Origin of the sequence: Stenotrophomonas sp. TEPEL (assembly GCF_004348785.1) — a bacterium.
Taxonomy (GTDB): domain Bacteria; phylum Pseudomonadota; class Gammaproteobacteria; order Xanthomonadales; family Xanthomonadaceae; genus Stenotrophomonas; species Stenotrophomonas indicatrix.
Genome location: NZ_QQXJ01000001.1, coordinates 3,326,391 through 3,353,055, shown reverse-complemented (window position 1 = coordinate 3,353,055; position 26,665 = coordinate 3,326,391). Strand labels below are relative to the sequence as shown.

The following is a 26,665-nucleotide window of genomic DNA, read 5'->3' as shown; positions in this document are numbered from 1 at the left end:
ACTCGGCAGCACCTCTGCGGGTGCCGGTCAGCGGCCGGCACTACCGGCAGGGCTGCGTGCTGCACGCGGTATCATCATCGCGATTGCCCTGCTCTTCCGGAGATGCCGATGACCCCGCTGCGCCCCTTCCGCGACAAGATGCCGGTGCTCGGCCAGCGCGTGTATGTCGATCCGGCCTGCACGATCATCGGTGATGTCGAACTGGCCGATGACGTATCGATCTGGCCGGGCACGGTCATCCGTGGCGACGTCAATTTCGTGCGCATCGGTGCACGTACCAACGTGCAGGACGGCACGATCATCCACGTCAGCCACCACAGCCCGTACAACAAGGCCGGCTACCCGACCCTGATCGGCGAAGGCGTCACCGTCGGCCATGGCTGCATCATCCACGCCTGCAGCATCGGCGATTACACCCTGATCGGCATGGGCGCGTGCATCCTCGACGGCGCCCGGGTCGAGCGCCATGGCTTCGTCGGTGCCGGTGCAGTGGTCGGCCCCGGCAAGGTGGTGGGCGAAGGCGAGCTGTGGGTGGGCAACCCTGCCCGTCCGGCGCGCACGCTCAGCGACAAGGAGATCGAGTCGCTGCACTATTCGGCCGACCACTACGTGCGGCTGAAGGACGAATACCTGGGCTGAGGCTGCCTCGCCGATGGCCGGGCTCTGCTAAAGTCTGGGCCCGACCAGGAACCGTCGAGACCCCCATGCCCGTGGCTGCACGCCGGAGAGGACTCCAGCGCCCACTTCGGCGGCCATCGCGCTGATGGCCGCGCCGATGCTCGATACCTACCGCGAGGTGGTAACGCCGGAAGGCGTGCCGCTGCAGTTGCCTGCGGCCGGCCCGATGCCGCGTGCGCTGGCCTGGCTGATCGACCTGGCCGTCCGCTTCGGCGCGCTCACCGCGCTGTCCATTCCGCTGGCCCTGCTCGATGAGTTCGGCCGCGGCCTGTACATGGCGCTGATGTTCCTGCTGATGTGGGCCTACCCCATCGTCTGCGAAGCGCTGTGGGGCCGTACCCTCGGCAAGCGCGTGCTGGGCCTGCGGGTGCTCGCCCAGGATGGCGCGCCGGTGGGCTGGATGGCCTCGATCACCCGCAACCTGCTGCGCACCGTGGACATGCTGCCTTTCGGCTACGCACTGGGCCTGATCAGCAGCCTGTTCGATCCGCACGGCCGCCGCCTGGGCGATCTGGTTGCCGGCACGATGGTGGTGCATGCACCGCTGTATTACCTGCCGCCGCCGGCTACCATCGACAGCGCGCTGGCGCCGCCGCAACCGCTGCGGCCGGAGGAACAGGCGGCGGTGATGGCCTTCGCCGAGCGCGCGCCACGCCTGTCACCCGCACGCCAGCAGGAACTGGCCGGCATCGCCGAGCCGTTGACCAGCGCGTCCGGCCAGGTCGGCGTGCTGCGCCTGTATGCAATGGCCAACTGGTTGCTGGGACGACGATGAAGCAGGAGCAGTTCGTCGCCCGCCATCATCAGGAATGGCATGACCTGGAGCAGTGGCTGCAGCATCGCGCCGGTGCCTCGCGTCGGCGTCGGCGCAGGCCGGGTGCGGAAGAAGCCGGCGATGTCAGCTTCCCGCAGCGTTACCGACGGCTGTGCCAGCAGCTGGCGCTGGCCCGTGAACGCGGCTACAGCCCGCAGCTGGTGCAACGCCTGCAGCAGTTGATGCAGCACGGCCATGGCGTGCTGTACCGCACGCCGCCGACCCGCTGGCGGCGCGCGCTGGAATTCCTGGTTGCTGATTTCCCGCTGCTGGTGCGCAGCCAGGCGCGCAGCATGTGGGCAGCGCTGGCGATGTTCGCAGTGCCGGCGCTGGCCTGCTTCGTGCTGGTGCAGGTGTACCCGGACAGCATCCACCTGCTGATGGACAACGGCCAGATCGCCGAGATGGAGCGCATGTACGATCCCTCCGCCGAGCGCCTGGGCCGCGACAGCGGCACCGACTGGATGATGTTCGGCTACTACATCATGAACAACATCAGCATCGCCCTGCGCACCTTCGCCAGCGGCCTGCTGGCGGGGTTGGGCACGCTGCTGGTGCTGCTGTTCAATGGCATCACCATCGGCGCGGTCGCCGGCCACCTGCAGCACATCGGCCATGGCGGCCCGTTCTGGCGCTTTGTGGCCGGCCACGGTGCGTTCGAGCTGACCGCGATCGTGATTGCCGGCGGCGCCGGCCTGCAGCTGGGCATGAAACTGCTGGCTCCCGGGCGGCGGCGCCGAGTGGATGCGCTGGTCGAAGGCGGGCGCATCGGCGCGCGGCTGTGCCTGGGCGTAGCCTTCATGCTGCTGCTGGCCGCGTTCGTGGAAGCGTTCTGGTCCTCCATCGCCGATATTCCGGCCGCAGTGAAGTTCAGCGTGGCCGGGGTGCTGTGGGCCGGCGTGCTGCTGTGGCTGTGGCGCGGTGGACGCGGAGGTGGCCATGCGGATTGACCATCTGGACGTGGTGCTGCGCGCGCGCAGCAGCTGGGAAGCGATGGAGCTTGGCAGCGCGCTGGCCCGCCGCCACGCACGCGGTGTGTGGGGCAGCTGGCTGCTGGCCAGTGCGCCGTTGTTCGTGCTGTTCAATGCACTGGCCTGGTGGCTGGATGCCTTCGGCTGGGCGTGGCTGGCGATGTGGTGGTGCAAACCGTTGTTCGAACGCGCACCGCTGTACGTGCTCTCGCGCGGCATCTTCGGCGAACGGGTCGGCCCGCGCGCTGCGCTGGGCGCGCAGCGGCAGTGGGGCGGCAGCGGCTTCTGGGGCTATCTGGGCTGGCGCCGTTTCAGCGGCCTGCGCAGCCTGTGCCTGCCGGTCAATCTGCTGGAGGGCAATGCGCCCGCCCAGCGTGGCCCACGCCGGCGTGCAGTCGCTGCCGGCGCCGCGGGCCCGGCGCTGGTCCTGACGGCGATCTGCCTGGCATTCGAGCTGGTGCTGGTGGTGGGCGCGATCGCCACTATCTTCATCTTCATCCCGCTGGAACTGCTGCCCGAATCCTGGCGCGCAGCGTGGGCGATGGTCAGCGTGGAGGCGCCTGCGTGGGCCAAGCTTGGCCTCAACCTGTTGTGCTGGCTGGCGGCGGCGCTGATCGGGCCGTTCTACGTGGGCGCCGGCTTCGGCCTGTACTTGAACCGTCGCACGCAGATGGAAGCCTGGGACGTGGAAATCGCCCTGCGCCGCATGCGCGAACGCCTGCTGCCGGTCGCCTCTTCGTTGCTGCTGCTGTTGTGCCTGGCGCTGCCGTTGGCGCCCGTGCACGCACAGGACGCCGACACGCCGGACGCCGCGCAGACCACCACGGCCAACGCCGATGAAGACGCAGAAACGGAAGACGCTGAAGAAGCCGAAGAAGCGGCCACTGCGGAAAACGATCCGGCCAATACACCGGCAGTGATCTTCGGCGACACGCCGGTGGATACCGCTGGCTTCCGCCAGGCCGTGAACCGCGCCTACGAAGATCCGTTGCAGCGGCCGACGCGGCAGGTCAGCCGATGGAAGCCGATCGAAGACGCCGCCGAGAAGCAGAAAGACAAGAAAGAGCTGCTGAAGGACACCGGCAGCAACGCGGACCGCACGTCGCGCAGGAGCGGCCAGTTGTGGCTGGCCCGGCTCGCCGAATGGGGCCTGTGGGGGCTGTTGGGGGTCCTGCTGCTGGTGCTGCTGTTGACCGCGCGGCTGTGGCTGCCGTGGTTGCGCGGTTCTGGCCGCCGCAAGGAAAAGCAGGCACCGCAGATCACCGAAGAGCAGGTGGAAATGCCGGTGGTGCTGCCACCGGATGTGGCGACCCAGGCCGGGTTGCTGTGGGACCAGGGACGGCCGCGGCAGGCACTGGCGCTGCTGTATCGCGCCAGCGTGCGCACGCTGGTGGAGCGCACTGGCATCGCGTTGCCGCCCGGTGCCACCGAAGCACAGTGCCTGCGTGCCTCGCGGCGCATGTCCGACAGCACCGACCGTGAACTGTTCGCACGCATCGTGCGCATGTGGCAGTACGCCGCCTACGGTGGACGCCTGCCCACCCGCAGCGATTTCGATGCGTTGGCCAGCATGCTGCGCCAGCAGTACGGGTGGCAGGCATGAGCCCGCGCCTGTTCTGGTCGTTGCTGCTCGGCGCGCTGGTCCTGTTCGGGGTGCCGCTGACCATCCTGTTCCTGCGCACGCACGAGAAGGTGACCGAGACCGTCGCGCTGCCGCCGCAGGGCGAAGCCAGCTACAACCCGCTGTATGTGCTGGGCCAGGCGCTGCGCGCCGACGGCATCGAGGTGCAGTCCCGGCAGCGGCTGGACCTGGCACAGATGCCACTGGCCGCCACCGATACGGTGGTGCTGCTGCAGGATACCGCCAACATGCCGCCGCGCACGGCGCAGGCGCTGCTGGACTGGGTCGGTACGGGTGGCCATCTGCTGCTGCGCACGCAGCCACCGGCCGAGGACGATGCCAGCAGCACGCAGGGCCCCCTGCTGGACAGGATCGGCGTGGACAGCCTGTTCCATGGCAGTGACTGCCAACCCTTCCACGTGGTGGATGATCCCAGCCACGTCGAGTTCTGCGGCGGCCGGCGCTTCAGCCTGGGCTTCCAGGCCAACGCCACGGCCGAGCGCCGCTGGGGTGGCCAGGAAGGACTGGTGTTCGCGCGCCTGCCGCATGGCAAGGGCCGCATCGACGTGCTGGCGGACATGGACGTCATGCGCGGTGAAGGCCCGTCCGCATCCACACGCCGCCGCACGGTCGACGCCGATGCCGTTGCCCGCGATGGCCTGCATGACCTCTCCCACCGCGACCTGACACGCTACCTGCTCGATCCCAACTATGGGCGCGGCACGATGTGGCTGGTGTACGGCAGCCGCCCGCCCTCGCTGGGCGCGCGCATCTTCTACCAGGGCTGGCCGCTGTGGGTGCCGCTGCTGCTGGCGATCCTCGGCTGGCTGTGGTCACGCGCGCAACGCTTCGGCAGTGCCCTGCCCGCGCCCGTGGTCGAACGCCGTTCGTTGCTGGAACACGTCCGCGCCAGTGGCGAACTGCTGCTGCGCTTCGGCCATGGCACGCGCCTGTACCTGGCCGTGCAGGCGCTGTTCCTGCACCGCCTGCGCCTGCGCGCGCCCGTCGCTGCGGCACTCGACGGTGCTGCGCGCGACCAGGCCATCGCCGCAGTGTTGCAATGGCCCGTCAGTCGAGTCGCCAGTGCCCTCACTCCGCCTTCGCCGCATGATTCCTCCGCCCTGCGCGAGCGCATCCGCTTGCTGCTCCAGATGAGATCCCTGCTATGACCGATGCCCCTGAACTTCCGGCGGCCGCCACCGCCCGCCTGATCGAACGCGTCGACGCCATCCGCCAGGCCGTCGGCCACGCCTTCATCGGCCAGGCCGATGTGCTCGACCAGATCCTGGTCGCGCTGCTGGCCGGTGGCCACGTGCTGATCGAAGGCGTGCCCGGCCTCGGCAAGACCCTGCTGGTGCGCGCGCTGGCGCAGGCACTGGAACTGGACTATGGCCGCGTGCAGTTCACCCCCGACCTGATGCCCAGCGACGTCAGCGGCCATGCGGTGTACGACCCGAAGAGCGAGAGCTTCAAGATCCGTCGCGGCCCGGTGTTCACCAACCTGCTGCTGGCCGACGAGATCAACCGGGCCCCGGCCAAGACCCAGTCCGCGCTGCTGGAAGTGATGCAGGAAGGCCAGGTCACCATCGAAGGCAAGGCCTTCACCCTGGCACCGCCGTTCATGGCGCTGGCCACGCAGAACCCGCTGGAACAGGAAGGCACCTATCCGCTGCCGGAAGCGCAGCTGGACCGTTTCCTGCTGAAGGTGCTGATCGACTATCCGCAGCTGGAGGACGAGAAGCGCATGGTCGCGGCGATCACCAGCGGCCGTGCCGCCAGCGATTTCGACCTGAGCCAGGTGCCGCGCGTGCTCGGTGGCGGCGAACTGCTGGCGTTGCAGCAGGCCACCGCGGCAATCACCGTGGATGACGAAGTGATCGACTACGCGGTGCGCATCGTGGCCGCCACCCGGCAGTGGCCAGGCATCGCCGTCGGTGCCGGCCCGCGCGGCAGCATTGCCCTGGTGCGTGCCTCGCGCGCGCAGGCGGTGCTGGCCGGTCGTGACTTCGTCACCCCCGATGATGTGCGCGACATCGCCCGCCCTGCCCTGCGCCACCGCATCGCATTGGCACCGGAGCTGCAGATCGAAGGCCAGGGTGCCGACGACGTGCTGGGTGCGCTGCTGGCCAAGGTGGAAGCGCCGCGCCGATGAGGCCTGCGCCGCTGCTGCTGGCGTTGCTGTTGGCCTGGGCTGCGCTGGGCGGCGTGGTGCTGGCCGGGCTGCTGCCACGCTGGAGCTGGGCGCTGGCCGGCGCACTGGTTGCGGTGCTGGCACTGGTTGATCTGTGGCGGCAGCGGCGACGACCATCGCCCAGCGTCGAGCGCGACGTGCCCGAAGCCCTGGCACTGGGCGTGCGCCGCGAGATCGGCCTGCGCCTGCAGTCCGGGCAGGCCATGCAGGTACAGGTATTCGATCTGGTGCCAGGCGGTTGGCCACTGGAATCACTGCCGCAACGCGTGCAGTTGCGGGTGGGCCATGCCAGTTCGCTGCATTACCACGTGCAGCCGCAGCAGCGCGGTCGCTTTGCCTTCGAAGGCGTGCAGCTGCGCATCCGCTCGCCATGGCGGTTGTGGTGGCAGCAACGCACGCTGCCACCGGCGCTGGAGGTGCGGGTCTATCCCAACTTCGTGCCACTCACCCGATTTGCGCTGTTCAGTGCCGACCAGGCCTCGCGACTGGTCGGTGCACATGTGAAGCGCCGCCGTGGCGAAGGCACCGACTTCCACCAGATGCGCGAGTACCGCATCGGCGACAGCCTGCGCCAGCTCGACTGGAAGGCCACGGCCCGCGCGCGCAAGCTGATCTCGCGCGAGTACCAGGACGAGAAGAACCAGCAGCTGCTGCTGATGCTCGACAGCGGCCGGCGCATGCTGGCCAGCGAAGGTGGGCTCTCGCATTTCGACCATGCCTTGAACGCCTCGCTGGTGGTGGCCTACCTGGCATTGCGCCAGGGCGATGCTGCCGGCCTGTTCGCGGTAGGCGGCGAGCGTCGCTGGGTGGCGCCGCAGCGCGGCATGGACACGGTGCAGCATCTGTTGCGCGCCAGCTACGACCTGCAGCCGCAGGCCGTGGCCACCGATTACCTGGCTGCCGCCACCGAAGTCTCACTGCGCCAGCCCCGGCGCGCGCTGGTGATGCTGGTCAGCAACGTGCGCGACGAGGACATCGAAGACCTGCTTGCGGCGGTGCGCCTGCTGCAGCGCCGTCATCTGGTGTGCGTAGCCAGCCTGCGCGAGCGCGAGCTGGATGCTGCGCTGGAAGGTGAGGTGCACACGGTGGAAGATGCCGCGCAGGCCGGTGCCGCCGCGCTGTACCTGCAACAGCGCGCGCAGGCGCATGACGCGCTGCGTGCCGAACGGGTGATGGTGCTGGACGTCACGGCCGATGCCCTGCCCGCCGCGCTGGTGGAGCGCTATCTGGCGGTGAAGCGCGAAGGGCTGCTCTGACCTGTCGGACCGCTGCGCTCGCCGGGCATGGCCCGGCGCTACCGACACATCGCCTTGGTAGGTGCCAACCTTGGTTGGCACACCATCAACGGCGCCGACCAAGGTTGGCCTCTGCCAACAGCGATTGCCGGCCAGCGGCCGGCACTACCCCTGCAACAACCGGCGCTGCAACCGCTCCACCGAACGCTGCAGCAGCTTCCGGTTGCGCGCCAGCTTCATCCACTGCGGCAGGCGCGAGAACATCGACGCATTGGTCACTCCGGCACGTTCACGCAGCGGCGCGACCGCGTAATCGTGCAAGGCCTGCAGGTGGTCTTCGTTATAGGCCCAGAGCAGTCCGGCGGCGGTCTTCTCAACCAGGCGCAACGGCAGGCCGAAGTGCGGGTCGATCGGCTCATTGTTTCGCAGCCGCGACAAGGTGACATCCACCTCGCTGCTGCGCCCACACTGGCTGCAGTCCGCGACCAGCGTCCGCACTGCAGACGCAGCGCGCGCTTGGCGCACCTCGGCACTGACCCATTTATGCCCGCAGTAGCCGCAGGGGCGGTAGCCGCTGTAGCGCACCGGCCCCACCCAGTCTCCCGCACCACAACAACTGCAGCCGCACCCGCCGTCCAAGGCTTCGCTGCAGCCCAGGCAGCGGAAGCGTCGCGATTGCGATGTGCCAACCACCCAACCCGGGGTGTCACAGCGGTGGCAGCGCACCGCGATACGGTCGGCATAGCGCCACAGGCCATGGCCGTCATCCAAGTGACGCCCAGGCAGCGGCGCAGGTCGCAGATCGCGGTTGCGCCGCACCGCCATCAGACGTAGATCCGCGTCGGCGCTTCGTCGATGATCGCGTGCGGCACGAAGCGCGCACTGTCGCGGGTGATCGCGCTGTCGTCCTCGCGGATGCCGATGCCGCAGGCGTGGTCGCCGATCACCCAGCTGCCGATCAGCGGATAACCGCCTTCGAAGCGGGTGAGCGGATGCGCACGCTGGAGGATCGCCGGACCGTCGTACGGACCGTCGCTGCGCTGCGTGCTGCCGTCGGCCAGGTGCATCTCGATGTTGGCACCTTCGCGCGAGAACAGCGGCTTGCGCACCCAGCCCGGGGCCAGCGCGCTGCCGTCATCGAAGTGTGCTTCCAGCAGGTTCGGATGGCCGACGTTGCGCTGCCACAGCAGCGGCAGGATGCCCTTGTTGCTCAGCACCGCCTTCCACGCCGGCTCCAGCAGCTGCAAGCCCGAGCCCGGCAGCGCGCGACCGAATTCCTCGGCCATCAGGTCTTCCAGCGGGTACAGCTTGAACAGCGTGCCGATGACCGTATCGTCCAGCGCGGTGAAGCGCCCGTCCTCGGACAGGCCGATGTCCTCGATGGCGATCGCCTGCCCGTGCAGGCCCGTCTGCGACGCGCAGTCGCGCAGATAATCGACCGTACCGCGGTCTTCGTCCGAGCTGCCCACCGCACTGAAATACAGCGGCGGCGGCAGCTGCGTGGCCAGTTCGCCGAAGCGTTCGACCAGGGCTTCATGGATCGCGTTGAACTGGTCGGCATGCTGCGGCAGGCGGCCGGCGTTGCGCTGGTCCTCCAGCCACTGCCACTGGAAGAAGCTGGCTTCGAACAGCGAGGTCGGCGTGTCGTAGTTCAGTTCGTACAGCTTGGCCGGGCCGGTGCCGTCGTAGGCCAGGTCCAGGCGCCCGTACAGGTGCGGCTGGCGCTGGCGCCAGCTGTCGGCGATCCAGTCGCGGTACTGCGCGGGGATCGCCAGCTGGTCCATCAGGCGCTCGCTGGCGATGACATCGCCGACCAGGTCCATCGCCATCTGGTGCAGTTCGGCGCTGGGGTCTTCGATGTCCTGCTCGATCTGGCGCAGGGTGAAGGCGTAATACGCGCTTTCATCCCAGTACGGCTGGCCGTCGATGGTGTGGAAGCGGAAACCGGCCTCTTCCGCGCGCGCCCGCCACTGGGCGCGCTCGGCAATACGGATACGTTGCATGGGTCGATCAGCCGCCGACGCTGCTGCCGCTGCGGCGCGCACTGGTGCTGCCAAAACCGCTGCGGCTGGCGGTCACCGCACGGTTCGGTTCGCTGCTGACCGGGGCCAGCCCGGCCTTGCCTGCGCCGATGCCGCTGGCGGTGTTCAGGCCGCCGCTGCCGCCCGGCGCAGGACGCGCCCAACCGGCGCTCTTGTCCTGGTAGGCCGGCGCCGAAGCCGGCGCCTGCGGGGCCAGGCCACCGCGGTTGCTCAGCATCTGCGACATGAAGAAGCCCATCATCATCGGACCGATGAACGAGGTGCCGGCCGAGGTGTGCTGCTGCACGCACTGCTCAGGCTTGTAATCCTGTTCGCAGGCTTCCTTGGTCGCGTACTTCGGCGCTGCGTCGGCAGACTTCTTCTGCGCCTCGGCAAACGCATTGCGGCACGCCGAAGGATCAGCGGTAGCCGTGGTGCAGGCCTCCACCGAGGTATACAGGCCTTCCTGCACCTGCACCTGCTCTTCCTTCTGGCAGGCAGTGAACAGCAGCGGCGCAGCGCTCATCAGCAGCAGCGCGGTGGTGCGGGAACGTTTCATGGCCTCATGCCTTCAAGTCGGAGCAATGCTCCATCATGCCAAATCCGGGCCAACAACCGGAATCGGCAAAGTAGGAAAGATGAACGGAATTTCATTTTCGTTGTCATCCCGAGCTTGATCCACGCATGGCGTGGATCTACTGGCCCCCGGCCAACTGTCGGAGGCGGGGTGGGTCCGGTNGCGGGGGCGTGAGCGCCATGGGCCCGAGGCATGCCTCGGGCGGGTTGGGCAGGACGCCCAACCCTGGTCTTGCCGTGTGCGCAGGACAGCGCACACGAGCAAGGCGCGACCGAGCCTACATGGACGTATTCACGGCGTCCCCCGCAACCGGACCCACCCCGCCATCCCAAGGAATGCACGCTCTTGCTGTTGCTTCGGCTGTTGCAGTTGCCATTGCCGTTGCCGTTGCTTCGGCGGGTGCAGGGCGCAGCCCTGCCGGCAACACACCCCCTACCAAGGTAGGGCGGCCCACGCGCCAGCGCCGGACTATGCTCGAAGCCATGACTTTGTCTGGGAGGGCTGCGTCATGAACTACGAGGAAACCTACCGCCGCTCGATCGACGAGCCGGAGGCATTCTGGGGCGAGGAAGCCAAGCGCATCCATTGGCACACGCCACCACAGCAGGTGCTCGACTACAGCAACCCGCCGTTCCGGCGCTGGTTCGTGGGTGGTGAAACCAACCTCTGCTACAACGCCGTCGACCGGCATCTGGCCGACCGCGCGGACCAGCTCGCACTGGTCGCCATCTCCACCGAAACCAACAGCACCCGCGAAATCACCTATCGCCAGCTGTATCGCGAAGTGAACGACTTCGCCGCCGTGCTGAAGCACCTTGGCGTCGGCCACGGCGACCGCGTGGTGATCTACATGCCGAACATGGCCGAGGCCGTGTTCGCCATGCTTGCCTGTGCACGTATCGGTGCGGTGCACTCGGTGGTGTTCGGTGGCTTCGCCGCACACAACCTCGCGCTGCGCATCGACGATGCCAAGCCGAAGCTGCTGATCGCTGCCGATGCCGGCATGCGTGGCGGCAAGCTCATTCCGTACAAGGCGATGGTCGATGCCGCCTGCGCCGAAGCCAGCAGTCCGCCGCCGCACGTGCTGATCGTTTCGCGCGGGCTGGACCCGGCCGAGCCACGCATCGAAGGGCGCGACGTCGAGTACGCCACTCTGCGTGCGCAGATCGGGCAGACCGATGTGCCGGTGCAATGGCTGGAATCGAGCGAGCCCAGCTACCTGCTGTACACCTCCGGCACCACCGGCAAGCCGAAGGGCGTGCAGCGCGATGTCGGTGGCTATGCGGTGGCGATGGCGCAGTCGATGCAGACCGTGTTCGACTGCAAGCCGGGACAGGTGATGTTCTCCACCTCCGATGTCGGCTGGGCCGTGGGCCATTCCTACAACGTGTATGGCCCGTTGATCGGCGGCTGCACCTCGCTGCTGTACGAAGGGCTGCCGACCAACCCCGATCCGGGCATCTGGTGGGCGCTGTGCGAGCAGTACAACGTGCGCACGATGTTCTCTTCGCCGACGGCGATCCGCGTGCTGAAGAAGCACGATGCCGATTTCATCCACCGCCACGACCTGGATGCGCTGAAGTATCTGTTCCTGGCCGGCGAGCCGCTGGACGAGCCGACCGCGCACTGGATCAGCGACGCGCTGGGCAAGCCGATCATCGACAACTACTGGCAGACCGAAACCGGTTGGCCGGCATTGACCCTGCTGCCTGGGCTGGACATGAAGCCGGTGCGGTTCGGCTCGCCTGGGTTCCCCAATCTCGGCTACCGGATGAAGGTGATCGACGAGAACACCGGTGAAGAGGTTGCTGCCGGGCAGAAGGGCGTGCTGGTGATGACGCCGCCGTTGCCGCCGGGCTGCATGAGCACGGTCTGGAATGACGACAGCCGCTTCCTGCAGAGCTACTTCAGCCACTTCAAGGAACTGCTGTACAGCTCGCTGGACTGGGCCATCCGCGATGACGATGGCTATACCTTCATCCTCGGCCGCACCGACGATGTGATCAACGTGGCTGGCCACCGCTTGGGCACGCGTGAGATCGAAGAGGCCATCTCCAGTCACCCGCGCGTGGCCGAGGCCGCGGTGATCGGGGTGAAGGACGAATTGAAGGGGCAGGTGCCGCTGGTGTTCGTCACCCTCAAGCAGGGGCTCGATGGCGAAGATCCGGCGGCAGTGGTGGCCGGGATGATGGCCACGGTGACCGCCTCGCTGGGTGCGGTGGCGCGACCGGCGCACATCCATGTGGTCAACGCGCTGCCCAAGACCCGTTCGGGCAAGCTGCTGCGTCGCTCGCTGCAGGCATTGGCTGAGCAGCGCGACCCCGGCGACCTGTCGACGCTGGACGACCCGGGCGCGCTGGAAGAGATCCGCCGCGCGCTGGGACGCTGATCGGGGTGGTAGCGCCGGGCCATGCCCGGCGAGCGCAACGCGCCGAAAAGCCGCCAGGCATGGCCCGGCGCTACCCAAGCCTGCCGGGACATGCGCTAAGCTCCGCCTGTCATCGACCTGCAACACGCGGCACGCGCCGGGGAACGCGCGTGCCACCCGGGGATGGCGAACAGGGGGGCGTGCCCGCAAGGGCGCGCATGCGTATCGCATCGTGGGAAGGGGGAGCTATGGCACTGCTGCATGCCAAGACGGCCGCTGGCCGCCAGGAAATCGAAGATCGTGCCCGGCGCCTGCCGGCGGCGCTGCGTTCGATCCTGTTGATGGTTGACGGCCAGCGCGATGAAAGCGAACTGCGCGGCTTGTTCGAAGGACTGCGCGCGCCGCCGGATGCGCTGCAGCAGCTGGCCGCACTGGGCCTGATCGAAGTGGTCGGCGGCAGGGCCGAACCTGTACCGCAGCGCGGGCTGTGCAGCGGCCGTGAGCAGGATCCGGCGCTGTACCAGCAGTTGTACGACGCGATGAGCGATGCCGTGCGCCGCCATCTGGGCCTGAAAGGCTACTTCATGCAGTTGAAGATCGAGCGCTGTACCGACGCGGTCGCCCTGGAAAAACTGTGCCCGGAAATGATCGCCGCGATCGGCAAGGCACGCAGCCCGGCGCTGGCCCAGCGCTGGTGGCAGGAGATCCAGATCTCGCTGGCACCGGTCACTGCCGAGGTCGTGCCCGGCTGACGCGCGGGGTAAAGTGGTCCGCTCTTTTTCCGCCCAGGAGCCCCGCATGCAGGACGACACCGATACCCCCGGTTGGGATGCGATCAATGCCGCGCTGGCACCGCTGTACGCCGGCCAGGAACCGCGTCACTTCGGTACCGCGCTGCCGTACACGCTGGGTGGCCAGGATCCGCTCGACGGCATCAGCGTGTACTGGGCCGAATCACCGGTTCCGCATTGGCACTACGTCACCTACGGCCTGTCAGAACTGTATGCAAAAGAGAGCAGTGATGCGGCCACCAGTGGCTATGGTTTCGAGCTGACGTTCCGCCTGGCTGCGGACAAGGGTGAGGATGCAGGCAGCACGCCGCCTGCGTGGCCGATGAACCTGCTGCAGAATCTGGCGCGCTATGTGTTCAGCAGCGGCAATGTGTTCGAGGATGGCCACCACCTCAACGCCAATGGCCCGATCGCATTGGAGACCGACACCCGTCTCTGCCATCTGGCATTCGTTGCCGATCCGCAGTTGCCACCGCGCGACACCGCCAATGGACATTTGCAGTTCCTGCAGGTGGTGGGGCTGACCGACGAGGAAATGGACGCGATCAAGCGCTGGTCCACGCGCGGTGTCCTGCAGGTGCTTGAGGAAGCGATGCCGCTGTGGATCACCGATCTGCATCGCGGCAATCTGCTGGACGATCCGGCGCTGGCCGCGCGGGTACAGGCCGGTAGCGAGCGTGAGGGATCCAGTACCGGCATGTTGTTCATCGAGACGCTGGACTGGCGGCAGACGGCGGGCATCACCACGCTGGTGCTGGGGGCCGGGCAGGTCGGCAGTGTGGGTGAGCTGCTGCTACTGCGCCTGCGCTACGGCAAGGCACTGACGCTGGTCAGCCGCGAACGGCAATGGGAGTTCATGCCGACCACTGATGGCACGGCCGCGGTCGAGGACGACAATGTGCGCTGGATACTGGATGAGGCGGCGTTGCAGGCCTGGCATGACGTGCGGCCGCAACGCGGGACCTACCCGGTGTCGAGTACGTTGCAGGTTGAAGTGCTGCCGACGTTCCTGCGCGATGCGAAGGGCGAAGTGATCCGCGAAATCGGCTGACCACGCCGATGGCACCAATGGGGTCGGAGCCGCCTGCTGCGCAGACGGATCCGACCCCGGTTCCATCAGGCCAGGCCTTCGGCCTTCAGCACCGCCTGCACGCCCGGATCGGCGTCCATGCGCGCCTTGTAGGCGGCCAGGTTGTCCAGGCCCGACAGGTCGACCTTGGTGCCGGCCGCCCAGCGCAGGGTGATGTAGAAGTAGGGATCGGCGAAGCTGCGGAAGCCGGCCAGCCACGGCTTGTCGGCCAGCTGCCTGTCGGCGGTCTCGAACAGAGCGCGCAGGCGCTTGTGCGCAGCGGCGCGGATCGCGTCGTACTGGCCTTCATCGGCGATGAACTTGCCCGGCGCGAACAGCGGCGAGAACGCCGGGTGCACGTCGGAGTTGACGAAGGCCAGCCAGCGGGTGGCTTCAGCGCGCTGGCGCGGGCTGCCATCGCCGCCGAGACCGGCCTGCGGGTAGCTGTCGGCGATGTAGCCCATGATCGCCGCGTTCTGCACCAGCACGAAGTCGCCATCGACGATCGCCGGTACCGCACCGGCCGGATTGATCTTGAGGAATTCCGGACTCTTCAGGGTGTCCTTGTTCAGCAGTTCGACCTCGAACGGCTGGCCGGTCCACTGCAGGGCGATGTGGTCGGCGGTGGAACAGGCACCGGGCTTGCTGTACAGCTTCATGGGAACTCCAGGCGGGGTGTGGCGGGAAACCACCACTATCCCAGAGCCCAGCGGCACGCGGCAACGCTGCCACCGGCAACGGATCGTTACGACTGCCGGGGCTTGAGGTTCTGCACTTTGTAGAAGGTGTGATCGCCGATGGTGGCCACCTGGTAGGCGTTGCGCCAGTTCGGGCTGGCAATGGCCAGCGCAGCGAAGTGGCTGGCGCCAGGCACGATCTCGCGGCGCTCGCCGGCCGGCAGTGCCCAGTTGCGCTCGGCGTCGAAGGCCACGTCCATCGCCTCACTCCACGCCGCATCGTTGCCCAGCTGGGTGCCGGGGGAGACGATGGTGGGGGCGAACTGCTTGCGCGCGGTCACCACCTGGCACATCGAGTCGCCCCACAGGCCACTGTCGAGGCGACGCAGGGCGACCTCGGCCACGGCCTGCTGGCCACGCAGGGTCTGGTCGCGGGCTTCCAGGTAAACGGTGGTGCTCAAACACAATGAATCAGCGGCCGGCTGCGGCAGCAACTGCGACAGCCAGAGAATCCAGGCCAGTTTCATATAACTCCTTGCTCCGTGTGGGACGCACCTGGCGGTTCCGGCAGCGCAGGCTGCTGGAGGCGGGGTACGACTTGGCGTCATGGGGAGGCGGCCATCGGGGCTGCCCCGTGGGCGGCCCCAAGAACACGATCGTGGATCGATCGGCGGGGTCCGCACCGGCTCACCGGAAACTGGCTGGTGAGCAGAAAGTCGGCGCAAGGTAGGGGGGGATTGCCGAACGCATCCTGAATCGTCCGGCTTGACATTCAGCTTGGGGGCCGGTGACGGAAATCACATTCCGGCCCCCATTCAGGTGTTCATCAGAGCGCGGCGGCGAGCCGGCTGCCCTGATCGATCGCACGTTTTGCATCGAGTTCGGCGGCCACATCTGCACCACCGATCAAGTGTGCGGCGATGCCCGCAGCCTGCAGTTCGGCCTGCAGCGCGCGCTGCGGTTCCTGGCCGGCACAGATCACCACGTGGTCGACCGGCAGCAGCTGTTCGCTGCCGTCCACGCGGATGCGCAGGCCTGCGTCGTCCACGCCCAGGTACTCGACACCGCCGAGCATGCGCACGCCCTTGGCCTTCAGCGTGGCGCGGTGGATCCAGCCGGTGGTCTTGCCCAGGCGTGCCCCGGGCTTGCCGGCACTGCGCTGCAGCAGCCACAACCTGCGCGGCGACGCCTCCACGGCCGGGCGGGCCAGTGCACCGCGGGCCTCGAAGGTGGCATCCACGCCCCATTCGGCCATCCAGCGTTGCGGGTCCAGCGATGGCGAGGGGCCGTCATGGGCAAGGAACTCGCCGACATCGAAGCCGATGCCACCGGCGCCGATGATGGCGGCGCTGCCACCGACCTCGACCCGGCCCAGCAGCACGTCCAGGTAGTTGACCACCTTGGCGTGGTCGGCACCGGGGAAGTCGACCTTGCGCGGCACGATGCCGGTGGCCAGTACGACCTCGTCGAAGCCGGCCAGGCTGGCCGCGTCGGCACGGGTGCCAAGGCGCAGCTGCACGCCGGTCTCGCCCAGCTTGTGGCGGAAGTAGCGCAGGGTCTCGTGGAACTCTTCCTTGCCGGGAATACGCTTGGCCACGTTGAACTGGCCGCCGATCTCTTCGCTGGCCTCGAACAGGGTGACCTGGTGGCCGCGTTCGGCAGCAACCGTGGCGCAGGCCAGTCCGGCCGGGCCGGCGCCGACCACGGCCACCCGCTTCGGTGCGGAGGTCGGGGTGTAGACCAGCTCGGTCTCGTGGGCGGCACGCGGGTTGACCAGGCAACTGGCCAGCTTGTTCTCGAACACGTGGTCCAGGCAGGCCTGGTTGCAGGCGATGCAGGTGTTGATGGCTTCGGCGCGGCCGGCGCGGGCCTTGTTCGGCCACTGCGGGTCGGCCAGCAGCGGGCGTGCCAGCGACACCATGTCGGCCCCGCCATCGGCGAGGATGCGTTCGGCGACCTCGGGCATGTTGATGCGGTTGGTCGCCACCAGCGGCAACGACACGTGCGGCTTGAGCTTGGCGGTGACCGCGGCGAATGCGCCACGCGGTACCGACGTGGCAATGGTCGGAATGCGCGCTTCGTGCCAGCCGATACCGGAATTGAGGATCGTCGCACCGGCGGCCTCGATGGCTTGGGCCTGCTGCACGATCTCTTCCCAGTTGCTGCCGTCTTCGACCAGGTCGACCAGCGACAGGCGGTAGATGATGATGAAATCCGGGCCGCAGGCTTCGCGGATGCGGCGCACGATCTCCACCGCGAAGCGCATGCGCTGTGCGGCATCACCGCCCCAGCGGTCATCGCGCTTGTTGGTGCGCGGGGCGATGAACTCGTTGATGAGGTAACCCTCCGAGCCCATCACTTCCACGCCGTCGTAGCCGGCGTCGCGGGCCAGCTTCGCGCTGCGTGCATAGTCGGCGATGTGCCGCTCGACGCCGCTGGCCGACAAGGCGCGCGGGGTGAACGGATTGATCGGCGCCTTCAGCTTCGACGGCGCTACCGACAGCGGGTGATAGGCGTAGCGCCCGGCATGCAGCAGCTGCAGGCAGATCTTCGCGCCGTGCTGGTGCGCGGCGGCGGTCAACTGCCGATGCGGGCGCACTTCCCAAGGCCAGGACAGTTTGCCGCCGAACGGCTTGAGCCAGCCGACCACGTTGGGCGCGAAGCCGCCGGTGACGATCAGGCCAACGCCGCCTTCAGCGCGCTCTGCGAAGTAGGCGGCCAGGCGCGGGAAGTCGCGTGCGCGGTCCTCCAGGCCGGTGTGCATCGAGCCCATCAGCACGCGGTTGCGCAGCTGGGTGAAGCCCAGGTCCAGCGGGGCGAACAGGTGGGGATAGGCGCTTTCGTTGGCTGGCGACATGTCGATACGCTTGCGTACGGAAGCGCGAAGGGTGCCGCGAAACGGCGCCCGGGGCAAGGGCTGCCTCGCTCGGTAGCGCCGTGCCATGCCCGGCCTACCGGTCAGCTCAGGGCGATTGCGGTTGCCGGCCAGCGGCCGGCACTACCGGTGCGCGGCCGATCCCGAACCAGCCAAGCGTGACCCCGCACAACGGTCCGATCAGCAACGCGAAGGCGAGCGTGCCGACGCCGACATTGCCGCCCAGCCACCAACCCAGCAGCAGCACGCTGCCTTCAATCAGGCTGCGCACCTTCCAGATCGGCCAGCCGGTGCGCGCGTGCAGTCCGGTCATCAGGCCATCGCGCGGGCCAGGGCCGAGCTTGGCGCCGATGTACAGACCGGTGGCCAGCGCCACCAGCAGCATGCCGGCGCAGAACATCGCCACCTGCCAGCCGAGGCCGACCGCCGGCGGCAGCAGCCACAACCCGAACTGGGCCGAGGGGCCGATCAGCATCACATTGAGCACAGTGCCGACGCCGGGCTTCTGCCGCAGCGGCCACCACAGCAGCAGTACCAGCGCGCCGATCACGTTGGTGGCCAGGCCGAACGACAACGGCGTCTGCGCGGCGATGCCCTGCGACAGCACGTCCCACGGCGCGACACCGATGGCCGCGCGGATCATCAGTGAGGCGCCGAAGCCGTAAAGGAACAGGCCGACGATCAGTTGCAGCAGGCGCAGGGGCAGGGCGGTGGGCATGACAGGCTCGGAGGGAGGAGGATCTGTTCCCACCCTATCCCCGAAACAGGCCGTTCAATAGATACAGATGTCGGCCAATCCACTGCGACAGGCTGTGGGTGGTGAATCAGTCGTCCCAGCCGGCCAGCGCCAGCTTGCCGATCGTGCGGCCGCCGGCCAGACGCTGATGCGCGGCATCCAGGTTGGCCGCATTGATCGGGCCCAGCACTTCGCTCAGCGTGCCGCGCAACTGGCCCGCGTCGATCATGCTGGCGGCGCGGTTGAGGATGCGGTGCTGCTCAATGCGGTCGGCGGTGGCAAAGCGCGCGCGGGCGAACATGAATTCCCAATGGATGCCGATGCACTTGGCCTTGTAGGGATCGCCGATGCGCAGCGGGCCGCGGGGTTCCACGATCAGGCCTACATGTCCCTGTGGCGCCAGCAGCTGGCCCAGTTCGTCCCAGTAGTGATCGGTGTCGGCCAGGTTGAGTGCCACCTGCACTTCGTCGACGCCAAGCGCCTGCAGCTGCGGCAACAGGGGCTGGCGATGGTCGATGACATGCTGGGCGCCCATCCGCCGGCACCAGTCGATCGAGGTTTCACGCGAGGCGGTGGCAATGACCTCAAACCCCGCATGGTGGGCCAGCTGGATCGCCATCGAGCCGACGCCGCCGGCACCACCGATCACCAGCAGGCGCTGGCCGGCGTGGCGGCGATCATCCAGCTGCAGGGGCATGCGCTGGAACAGCAGTTCCCAGGCAGTAAGGGTGGTCAGCGGCAGCGCGGCTGCTTCGGCGAAATCGAGGGTGGTCGGTTTGCGTGCCACCAGCCGCTCATCCACCAGCTGATACTGCGCATTGCAGCCAGGGCGGGTGACATCTCCTGCGTAGTAGACCTCGTCACCGGAGGCGAACAGGCTGGCCTCCTCGCCCATCGCTTCGATCACCCCTGCCGCGTCCCAGCCGAGAATGCGCGGGGTATCCAGCGACGCGGCCGACGTGGCTGCACGCAGCTTGCCGTCGACGGGATTGACGGAAAGCGCTTCGACACGGATCAGCAGGTCACGACCACGCGGCGGCTGCGGCGGTGGCAACACCAGATCGCGCAGGGCAGGGGCGGAGTCACGGCACAGGGCGACGGCTTTCATTGCAGCTCCAGCTCGGTTCCTGTCTGCATCATAAGGTTCCTCACCTCGATGGGCGCGCGCTGAACCGCTTTGGGATAACCCGCCCCAACTCTGACGCATCTGGCCGTTAAACCCTTCCAAACCCTTGTGGTGCGCGGGTCTTGCGGATTTTCATCATCCTGTATAGGGTTTCAACGTCGGACCGGTGGCCGGTCGTGCGCGGCGCTTCACATGTTACGGGACTGTTAACATGACCTTCACCCGCCTGAGCATAATGTTCGCGGCGGTGGCGTGCTGAATCGGCTGTCTGAACATCGACGCAGTAGTGCTGGCCCATGCCTCTACCGGTTTCATACCCCCGAAATAGGAGCTGTACTCAATGAACAAGAAGATCCTTACTGCCGCGCTGCTGGGCGGTCTGGCTTTCGCCCAGGCTGCGTCGGCGCAGGAGTTCGATGACCGCTGGTACCTGACCGGTTCGGCCGGCTTCAACTTCCAGGACAACGACCGCCTGACCAACGACGCTCCGTTCGTGACCCTGGGTCTGGGCAAGTTCATCAGCCCGAACTGGTCGCTGGATGGTGAGCTGAACTACCAGAACCCGAACTTCGACGCCAACCAGGATCAGAACTGGTCGCAGTACGGCGTGTCGTTCGATCTGCGTCGCCACTTCATCAAGGAAGGCCGCGGCTGGAACCCCTACATCGTGGGCGGCCTGGGCTACCAGAAGTCGGAAGAAGAGTACCCGGCTCTGGACACCAACGGTCCGCGTGAGCGCAAGGACGGCAACCTGGCTGCCAAGCTCGGCGTCGGCCTGCAGACCACCTTCGACAAGCGCGTTGCTGTCCGCGCCGAAGTGGCCTACCGCGCTGACTTTGACGACCAGAGCATCGCCGCGCGCGACGAAAGCTGGTTCGGCGACGTGCTGGCTTCGGTCGGCGTCGTGATCCCGCTGGGCCCGGCCCCGGTGGCTGCTGCTCCGGCTCCGGCTCCGGTTGCCCCGAGCTGCGCCGACCTGGATGACGACGGTGACGGCGTCAACAACTGCGACGACAAGTGCCCGAACTCGCAGCCGGGTCAGACCATCGGTCCGGACGGTTGCCCGGTGCCGGTCTCGATCGACCTGAAGGGCGTGAACTTCGACTTCGACAAGTCGAACCTGCGTCCGGACGCTGTGGCCATCCTGAGCGAAGCCACCGAGATCCTGAAGCGTTACCCGGATCTGCGCGTTGAAGTTGCCGGTCACACCGACTCGAAGGGTACCGACGCTTACAACCAGAAGCTGTCGGAGCGCCGTGCTACCGCGGTGTACAACTACCTGACCAAGAACGGCGTCGACGCTGGCCGTCTGGCCGGCCCGATCGGCTACGGCGAGAGCCGTCCGATTGCGCCGAACACCAACCCGGATGGTTCGGACAATCCGGAAGGTCGCGCCAAGAACCGTCGTACCGAGCTGAACGTCCAGAACTAAGTTCTGACGCTCTGCCAGTAAGACACAGCAGGACCCGGCTTCGGCCGGGTCTTGTTGTTTGTGCGTTCGGCAATGACGAATCAGCGCTGGACTGGTGACCGTTCGTCGGCAATTTGCTTATTAAACCAATGAGTTGGCGTATTCATTGAAAGTGGCGCTTGAAAGATGGCACGGCATTGCTAAACTCGCCGCGTCACTTCCTTTCGTGGATGCCCTCATGCTGCGCTCTGCATCGGCTGCCGTTCTGGCGCTGGCCCTGGTTCCTGCTGCTCACGCTGCGGTTGATTGCTCGGTCACCACCAGCGCCTCACCGCTGCCGTTGCCGGCCACGGCCGTCGCCCCGGTGGCCGACGAGCTGTACATCCGCAGCAGCCAGCTGGGCATGGCCAGCGGCGTGCTGGGCAGCAGCTACGATCCGTCGCAGTCGCTGGACCAGGTGCTGCAGCGTTTGCGCATCGACGGCTGCCAGAACATCGCCAAGGCGATTCCGAGCGCGCCGGCGGTGAAGCCCAATGATCCGGCCGCGTACAAGCCGCAGACCGAGTTCGACAACACGCCGTGGCGCTTCGACATGAGCCAGAACGGCAAGCGCATGACCGCCGAAGAGTTCGACGCCTGGATGAAGGCGCGCGGCGTACGCGTGGTCAAGGCACGTCCGGTTCCGGCAGCCACCCCGGCCGCAGCCGAAGTGCCGGCTGAGACCAAGCCGGTCGACAAGAAGTAAGCGCGGCGGGGAGCAGAGGCTTGCGTACGCGCCGCCCACCTGCTGCCCCCGCTGCCCGCTCCCACGCTGCGCGTGGGCGTGCGAATCCCCCTGCGGTTTCCGCTGGCGTGCGCCATGGCCTGGCGCGCGTGCTGTCCAAGGCCGGCGTGTGTTCGCGCAGCGAGGCCGCGCGCTGGATCGCCGATGGCCGCGTTCGTGTCGCCGGGCGCATCGTCCGTGATCCGGAGTTCCCGATTGCCAGCCCGGCGCCGCCGATCGAGGTCGACGGCCAGCCGATGGGCGCGCCGCAACGTCTGTACCTGATGCTCAACAAGCCGCGCGGGGTGGTCACCACCGTGCAGGACGAGCGTGGCCGCGACACCGTATACCGCTGCTTCGATGGCGCCGGCCTGCCGTGGATCGCGCCGGTCGGTCGCCTGGACAAGGCCAGTGAAGGCCTGTTGCTGTTCAGCAATGATCCGCAGTGGGCTGCACGCCTGACTGATCCGCAGACCGGTCCGCACAAGACCTACCACGTGCAGGTCGATCGCCTGCCCGACGAGGACACTCTGGCCGCGCTGCGCGCCGGTGTCGAAGACGAGGGCGAGTTCCTGCTTGCCCTGGCCGTGCGCGTGCTGCGCAGCGGCGACAAGACCGCCTGGCTGGAGGTGGTCCTTGACGAGGGCCGCAACCGCCATATCCGTCGCCTGCTGGCGGCCTTCGACCTGCAGGTGCTGCGCCTGGTCCGCGTTGCGATCGGCGAGCTCACGCTCGGCGATCTCGGCAAGGGCCAGTGGCGGGCGCTGGAGGTCAGCGACCAGCAGCGGCTGGGGGCCGCTGCACCGGGCTGAGTGATGCCCACGGCCGGCGCTTGCCGGCCACCGTTCCAGGCGTAGGGGGCGCCTGGGTGTCGAACGTCCAGAACGGAGCCTGCCATGTATCACCCGACCCTCAAGCAAACCCTGCGCTGCGCCAGCCTGTTGTTGCCGATCGTGCTGTTGACGGCCTGCGGCGGCCACAAGAAGACGGCCAAGGCCGATCGCCCGGCCGAAACCCCGGTGGTTGAAGTGAAGACCCCGGAGCTGGATGGCCGCGGCAGCTATCGCTTCATGATGAGCAACGGCGACCAGAAGATGACCGCCGATCAGTTCGATGCCTGGATGAAGGCCAATGGCATCCGCGTGGCCAAGGGCAATGGGCAGGATGCTGCCGCCAAGCCGGTGGTGGTCGCCAGCAAGGACGAGCCCAAGGACAAAAAGAAAAAGAAATGACGCGCAGAGCGCGTCATTTCGGTAGCGCCGGGCCATGCCCGGCGAGCGCGTAGATCGGGAAACCGCCGGGCATGGCCCGGCGCTACCCTGCAGGGATCGGACCCCGGCTGCGCTCAGCCCTTGATCACGCCCAGCTCGACACCGATGCGGGTGAATGCATCAATCGCGCGGTCCAAGTGCTCGCGGCTGTGCGCGGCGCTGATCTGGGTGCGGATGCGGGCCTGGCCCTTGGGCACCACCGGGAAGAAGAAACCGATCGCATAGATTCCTTCTTCCAGCAGCCGCTCGGCGAATTTCTGCGCCAGCGGTGCGTCGTACAGCATCACCGGGCTGATCGGATGCACGCCGGGCTTCACGTCAAAGCCGGCAGCGGTCATCTTCTCGCGGAAGTAGCTGGTGTTGGCAGCCAGGGTGCTGCGCAGGTCATCGGCCGCGGCCAGCATCTCGAACGCCTTGATGCCGGCGGCGACCACGTGCGGCGGCAGCGAATTGGAGAACAGGTACGGGCGCGAGCGCTGGCGCAGCAGCTCGATCACTTCGGCGCTGGCGCAGGTGAAGCCACCCAGTGCGCCGCCCATGGCCTTGCCCAAGGTGCCGGTGATGATGTCGATCTTCTCCAGCACGCCCTTGACCTCGGCCGAGCCGCGGCCCGTCGCGCCGAGGAAGCCGGTGGCATGGCATTCGTCGATGTGCACCAGCGCGTTGTACTTCTTCGCCAGCGCGGTGATCTCGTCCAGCGGCGCGATGAAGCCGTCCATCGAGAACACGCCGTCGGTGGTGATCAGCTTGGTCTTGCAGCCGGCCGCATCGGCCGCCTGCAGCTGCGCTTCCAGGTCGGCCATGTCGCAGTTGGCGTAGCGGAAGCGCTTGGCCTTGCACAGGCGCACGCCGTCGATGATCGAGGCATGGTTCAGTGCGTCGGAAATGATCGCGTCGTTCTCGCCCAGCAGCGGTTCGAACAGGCCGCCGTTGGCGTCGAAGCAGGCCGCGTACAGGATGGTGTCCTGCTTGCCGAAGAAGTCGGCGATCTGCTTCTCCAGCTGCTTGTGCAGGTCCTGGGTGCCGCAGATGAAGCGTACCGAGGCCATGCCGAAACCATGGCTGTCCAGCGCGTCCTTCGCGGCCTGGATCAGATCCGGATGGTCGGCCAGGCCGAGGTAGTTGTTGGCGCAGAAGTTCAGCACCTTGCGGCCGTCTTCCAGGGTGATCTCGGCGGACTGCGGGCTGGTGATGATCCGCTCGGACTTGAACAGGCCCTGGGCGCGGATGGCGTCCAGTTCCTCAGCATAGTGGCGGGTCAGGGCGGAGGAGTCGGTCATGGCGTGGGCACGGCTCAGCACGGGAAACCGCTGATTCTACCGGGCATCGGAGGCTGCGAACCGGGCCGGACCGGGCGCCGCCATGGCCGGCACATGTTGCATCGCAATAGCAAACGGGTTAAAAATTCGTGAACCGGGGCTGTCTGCTCCGGTCGCTGCGCCCGCTGCAGATCCCGCCTTCCACGCCACCGCCCCCCACCGGAGACGCTCATGAAGCACGCCCGTGCCTGCCTCGCCATTGCCGCCGCCCTGACTCTCGCGCCATTCGCCGCCAGCGCCCAGGACAACGAATCTCCGTACAGCTGGAACGTCACCGCCGTCTCGGACTACCTGTTCCGTGGTGTGTCGCAGACCGATGAGGATCCGACCCTGCAGGCCGGCTTCACCTACACCAGCCCGGTGGGCCTGTATGCCGGCGTCTGGGGCTCGGGCGTGGACTTCGGTCCGGGCGATCCGAAGACCGAGGTCGACTACCTGATCGGCTACGGCGTGGACGTGACCGAGCGCGTCAACTTCGACGTGCTGTTGAACCGTTACACCTACCTCAAGGCCAGCCACCAGAACTACAACGAGCTGATCACCACCACCACGCTGGACGACACCTACAAGCTGACGGTGGCCTACAGCAACGATGTGTGGAACAGCAGCACCGACGGCTGGTACTTCGGCCTGGGTGGCAGCTGGGGCCTGCCGAAGGACTTCACGCTCAATGCCAACGTCGGCCGCAGCACCTTCGAGGACGGTATCGCCAAGGACTACACCGACTGGAACGTCGGCGTCGCCCGCCAGTTCGGCCTGTTCAATGTCGGCCTGGGCTACTACGGCACCGATGGCAACGGCCGCGACAACTCCGGCAAGCTGGCCCACAGCCGGGTGATGCTGAGCGTCGCCGTAGGCAAGTAACGCCGCAGGCGTTACGGTAGGTGCCAGGCTTGCCTGGCACGCTTTACGAAAAAGGCGCCCATCGGGCGCCTTTTTCCGTTCCTCGGTGTTCTTGACCCCATCTGGGGAAGAGCCCCCTTGTTGTTCAAGGGGGCGCGCCGAAGGCGCGGGGATAAGGAAACCTGCGCGGATTCAACGTGGCGAAGCCACGATGAATCAATTCCAGCTGAGAACCACCTTGCCGGCCTTGCCTTCTTCCATCAGGTCGAAGCCCTTCTGGAAGTCGTCGATCGGCAGCTGGTGGGTCATCACCTTGCCGAGCGGGAAGCCGGACAGCACCAGCTGGGTCATCTTGTACCAGGTCTCGTACATCTTGCGGCCGTAGATGCCCTGCACGGTCAGGCCCTTGAAGATGATCTTGTCCCAGTCGCAGCCGGCGCCCTTGGGCATGATGCCGAGCATGGCGATCTTGCCGCCGTGGTACATGCAGTCGAGCATGTCGTTGAACGCGCGCGGGTTGCCGCTCATTTCCAGGCCCACGTCGAAGCCCTCCATGTGCAGTTCCTTCATCACGTCCTTCAGCGAGGTGTTGGCGACGTTGACCACGCGGGTGGCGCCCATGTCGGCGGCCAGCTTCAGGCGGAAGTCGTTGACGTCGGTCACCACCACGTTGCGTGCACCGATGTGCTTGCAGATGCCCGCCGCGATGATGCCGATCGGGCCGGCGCCGGTGATCAGCACGTCTTCGCCGATGACGTTGAATTCCAGCGCGCAATGCGCGGCATTGCCGTACGGGTCGAAGAAGGCGGCCAGCTCGGACGGGATCTGGTCGGGAATCGGCCACAGGTTGCTGGCCGGCATCACCATGTATTCGGCGAACGCACCGTTGACGTTGACGCCGATGCCGACGGTGTTCGGGCACAGGTGCGGACGACCGCCGCGGCAGTTGCGGCAGTGGCCGCAGACGATGTGGCCTTCGGCCGACACGCGCTGGCCGATCTCGTAGCCGGTCACGCCCGGGCCGATCTGCGCGATGCGGCCGACGAATTCATGGCCGATGGTCAGGCCCGGCTTGATCGTACGCTGGCTCCACTCGTCCCACAGGTAGATGTGCAGGTCGGTGCCGCAGATCGCGGTCTTTTCCAGCTTGATCAGGACCTGGTTGGGGCCCGGGGTCGGCACCGGAACCTCTTCCATCCAGATGCCCTTGGCCGCTTCGCGCTTGACCAGGGCCTTCATCGTTTGCTGCGCCATCGGGGTGGAACTCATCAGGGGGAAAGCGCGGATTATAGGGCGCCACGCGGATTT

General features: G+C 67.2%; 25 protein-coding genes. 15 read left to right on the top strand and 10 right to left on the bottom strand.

What is annotated here, in order from left to right; translation table 11 throughout:
- The first annotated feature begins 108 nt into the window (after positions 1–108).
- The 7 genes from TEP_RS15375 (at position 109) to TEP_RS15345 (ending at position 7,531) form a co-directional block, all read left to right on the top strand.
- Entirely contained in the window at positions 109–639 is a 531-nt protein-coding gene (locus TEP_RS15375; protein ID WP_132825857.1) for a gamma carbonic anhydrase family protein, read from the top strand.
- Positions 640–763: 124 nt separating this feature from the next.
- On the top strand, positions 764–1,453 hold the full coding sequence (locus TEP_RS15370) for an RDD family protein (RefSeq protein WP_132825856.1): 690 nt from the start codon (positions 764–766) through the stop codon (positions 1,451–1,453).
- Positions 1,450–2,442, top strand: coding sequence for a stage II sporulation protein M (locus TEP_RS15365; RefSeq protein WP_132825855.1), 993 nt, complete (start codon positions 1,450–1,452; stop codon positions 2,440–2,442). Before TEP_RS15370 ends, TEP_RS15365 begins: the two co-directional genes overlap by 4 nt.
- Positions 2,432–4,066: a DUF4129 domain-containing protein gene (locus tag TEP_RS15360; protein ID WP_132825854.1), complete on the top strand. Its 1,635-nt coding sequence runs from the start codon at positions 2,432–2,434 to the stop codon at positions 4,064–4,066. The genes TEP_RS15365 and TEP_RS15360 overlap by 11 nt, the downstream gene beginning before the upstream one ends.
- Positions 4,063–5,253, top strand: coding sequence for a DUF4350 domain-containing protein (locus TEP_RS15355; RefSeq protein ID WP_132825853.1), 1,191 nt, complete (start codon positions 4,063–4,065; stop codon positions 5,251–5,253). The genes TEP_RS15360 and TEP_RS15355 overlap by 4 nt, the downstream gene beginning before the upstream one ends.
- The gene (locus tag TEP_RS15350; RefSeq protein WP_132825852.1) at positions 5,250–6,236 is read left to right on the top strand and encodes a MoxR family ATPase; all 987 of its coding nucleotides are present in this window, start codon (positions 5,250–5,252) and stop codon (positions 6,234–6,236) included. The genes TEP_RS15355 and TEP_RS15350 overlap by 4 nt, the downstream gene beginning before the upstream one ends.
- Entirely contained in the window at positions 6,233–7,531 is a 1,299-nt protein-coding gene (locus TEP_RS15345; protein WP_132825851.1) for a DUF58 domain-containing protein, read from the top strand. The genes TEP_RS15350 and TEP_RS15345 overlap by 4 nt, the downstream gene beginning before the upstream one ends.
- 144 nt (positions 7,532–7,675) lie before the next feature.
- Here TEP_RS15345 and TEP_RS20050 read toward each other — a convergent pair whose 3' ends face one another.
- The 3 genes from TEP_RS20050 to TEP_RS15330 all read right to left on the bottom strand — a co-directional run bounded on the left by TEP_RS20050 (position 7,676) and on the right by TEP_RS15330 (position 10,090).
- Complete coding sequence (locus tag TEP_RS20050) at positions 7,676–7,948, bottom strand: hypothetical protein (RefSeq protein ID WP_343133980.1); 273 nt, start codon at positions 7,946–7,948, stop codon at positions 7,676–7,678.
- Positions 7,949–8,334: 386 nt separating this feature from the next.
- Positions 8,335–9,513, bottom strand: a complete 1,179-nt coding sequence (locus tag TEP_RS15335; RefSeq protein WP_132825849.1) for a glutathionylspermidine synthase family protein — start codon at positions 9,511–9,513, stop codon at positions 8,335–8,337.
- Between the two features lie 7 nt (positions 9,514–9,520).
- Positions 9,521–10,090 carry a DUF1190 domain-containing protein gene (locus tag TEP_RS15330; RefSeq protein WP_032976852.1) on the bottom strand — a complete coding sequence of 190 codons (570 nt, stop codon included), beginning with the start codon at positions 10,088–10,090 and terminating at the stop codon, positions 9,521–9,523.
- Positions 10,091–10,616: 526 nt separating this feature from the next.
- Between TEP_RS15330 and prpE the strand changes: the two genes are divergently transcribed.
- The 3 genes from prpE to TEP_RS15315 all read left to right on the top strand — a co-directional run bounded on the left by prpE (position 10,617) and on the right by TEP_RS15315 (position 14,318).
- The gene (gene prpE, locus TEP_RS15325; RefSeq protein ID WP_132825848.1) at positions 10,617–12,497 is read left to right on the top strand and encodes a propionate--CoA ligase; all 1,881 of its coding nucleotides are present in this window, start codon (positions 10,617–10,619) and stop codon (positions 12,495–12,497) included.
- 227 nt (positions 12,498–12,724) lie between these two features.
- A complete protein-coding gene (locus tag TEP_RS15320; protein ID WP_132825847.1) occupies positions 12,725–13,228 on the top strand; it encodes a hypothetical protein in 504 nt (167 codons plus the stop codon).
- Between the two features lie 46 nt (positions 13,229–13,274).
- Positions 13,275–14,318, top strand: a complete 1,044-nt coding sequence (locus TEP_RS15315; protein ID WP_132825846.1) for a suppressor of fused domain protein — start codon at positions 13,275–13,277, stop codon at positions 14,316–14,318.
- A gap of 65 nt (positions 14,319–14,383) precedes the next feature.
- On the opposite strand, the gene TEP_RS15310 is transcribed toward TEP_RS15315, so the two are convergent.
- The 5 genes from TEP_RS15310 to TEP_RS15290 all read right to left on the bottom strand — a co-directional run bounded on the left by TEP_RS15310 (position 14,384) and on the right by TEP_RS15290 (position 19,732).
- On the bottom strand, positions 14,384–14,995 hold the full coding sequence (locus TEP_RS15310) for a glutathione S-transferase N-terminal domain-containing protein (RefSeq protein ID WP_132825845.1): 612 nt from the start codon (positions 14,993–14,995) through the stop codon (positions 14,384–14,386).
- 86 nt (positions 14,996–15,081) lie between these two features.
- Positions 15,082–15,540: a cell wall hydrolase gene (locus TEP_RS15305; protein ID WP_025878087.1), complete on the bottom strand. Its 459-nt coding sequence runs from the start codon at positions 15,538–15,540 to the stop codon at positions 15,082–15,084.
- A 299-nt stretch (positions 15,541–15,839) separates the two neighbouring features.
- Positions 15,840–17,870, bottom strand: coding sequence for an NADPH-dependent 2,4-dienoyl-CoA reductase (locus TEP_RS15300; RefSeq protein ID WP_132825844.1), 2,031 nt, complete (start codon positions 17,868–17,870; stop codon positions 15,840–15,842).
- A 106-nt stretch (positions 17,871–17,976) separates the two neighbouring features.
- Complete coding sequence (locus TEP_RS15295; RefSeq protein WP_132825843.1) at positions 17,977–18,606, bottom strand: hypothetical protein; 630 nt, start codon at positions 18,604–18,606, stop codon at positions 17,977–17,979.
- A 106-nt stretch (positions 18,607–18,712) separates the two neighbouring features.
- The gene (locus TEP_RS15290; protein ID WP_132825842.1) at positions 18,713–19,732 is read right to left on the bottom strand and encodes a zinc-binding alcohol dehydrogenase family protein; all 1,020 of its coding nucleotides are present in this window, start codon (positions 19,730–19,732) and stop codon (positions 18,713–18,715) included.
- Positions 19,733–20,090: 358 nt separating this feature from the next.
- Here TEP_RS15290 and TEP_RS15285 point away from each other — a divergent pair, with 358 nt between their 5' ends.
- The 4 genes from TEP_RS15285 to TEP_RS15270 all read left to right on the top strand — a co-directional run bounded on the left by TEP_RS15285 (position 20,091) and on the right by TEP_RS15270 (position 23,156).
- Positions 20,091–21,182 (top strand): OmpA family protein, encoded by a 1,092-nt coding sequence (locus tag TEP_RS15285; protein WP_025878092.1) that lies wholly within the window; start codon positions 20,091–20,093, stop codon positions 21,180–21,182.
- A 217-nt stretch (positions 21,183–21,399) separates the two neighbouring features.
- On the top strand, positions 21,400–21,906 hold the full coding sequence (locus TEP_RS15280) for a hypothetical protein (RefSeq protein ID WP_132825841.1): 507 nt from the start codon (positions 21,400–21,402) through the stop codon (positions 21,904–21,906).
- Positions 21,907–21,926: 20 nt separating this feature from the next.
- Complete coding sequence (locus TEP_RS15275) at positions 21,927–22,736, top strand: pseudouridine synthase (RefSeq protein ID WP_025878094.1); 810 nt, start codon at positions 21,927–21,929, stop codon at positions 22,734–22,736.
- A gap of 84 nt (positions 22,737–22,820) precedes the next feature.
- Positions 22,821–23,156, top strand: coding sequence for a hypothetical protein (locus TEP_RS15270; RefSeq protein ID WP_132825840.1), 336 nt, complete (start codon positions 22,821–22,823; stop codon positions 23,154–23,156).
- A gap of 113 nt (positions 23,157–23,269) precedes the next feature.
- Here the strand turns inward: TEP_RS15270 and kbl are convergent, their stop codons facing one another.
- Entirely contained in the window at positions 23,270–24,475 is a 1,206-nt protein-coding gene (gene kbl / locus TEP_RS15265) for a glycine C-acetyltransferase (RefSeq protein WP_132825839.1), read from the bottom strand.
- A 210-nt stretch (positions 24,476–24,685) separates the two neighbouring features.
- Here kbl and TEP_RS15260 point away from each other — a divergent pair, with 210 nt between their 5' ends.
- Positions 24,686–25,378 (top strand): TorF family putative porin, encoded by a 693-nt coding sequence (locus TEP_RS15260; protein WP_032977413.1) that lies wholly within the window; start codon positions 24,686–24,688, stop codon positions 25,376–25,378.
- Positions 25,379–25,573: 195 nt separating this feature from the next.
- On the opposite strand, the gene tdh is transcribed toward TEP_RS15260, so the two are convergent.
- Positions 25,574–26,596 (bottom strand): L-threonine 3-dehydrogenase, encoded by a 1,023-nt coding sequence (tdh, locus tag TEP_RS15255; protein WP_117309640.1) that lies wholly within the window; start codon positions 26,594–26,596, stop codon positions 25,574–25,576.
- Positions 26,597–26,665 lie beyond the last annotated feature (69 nt).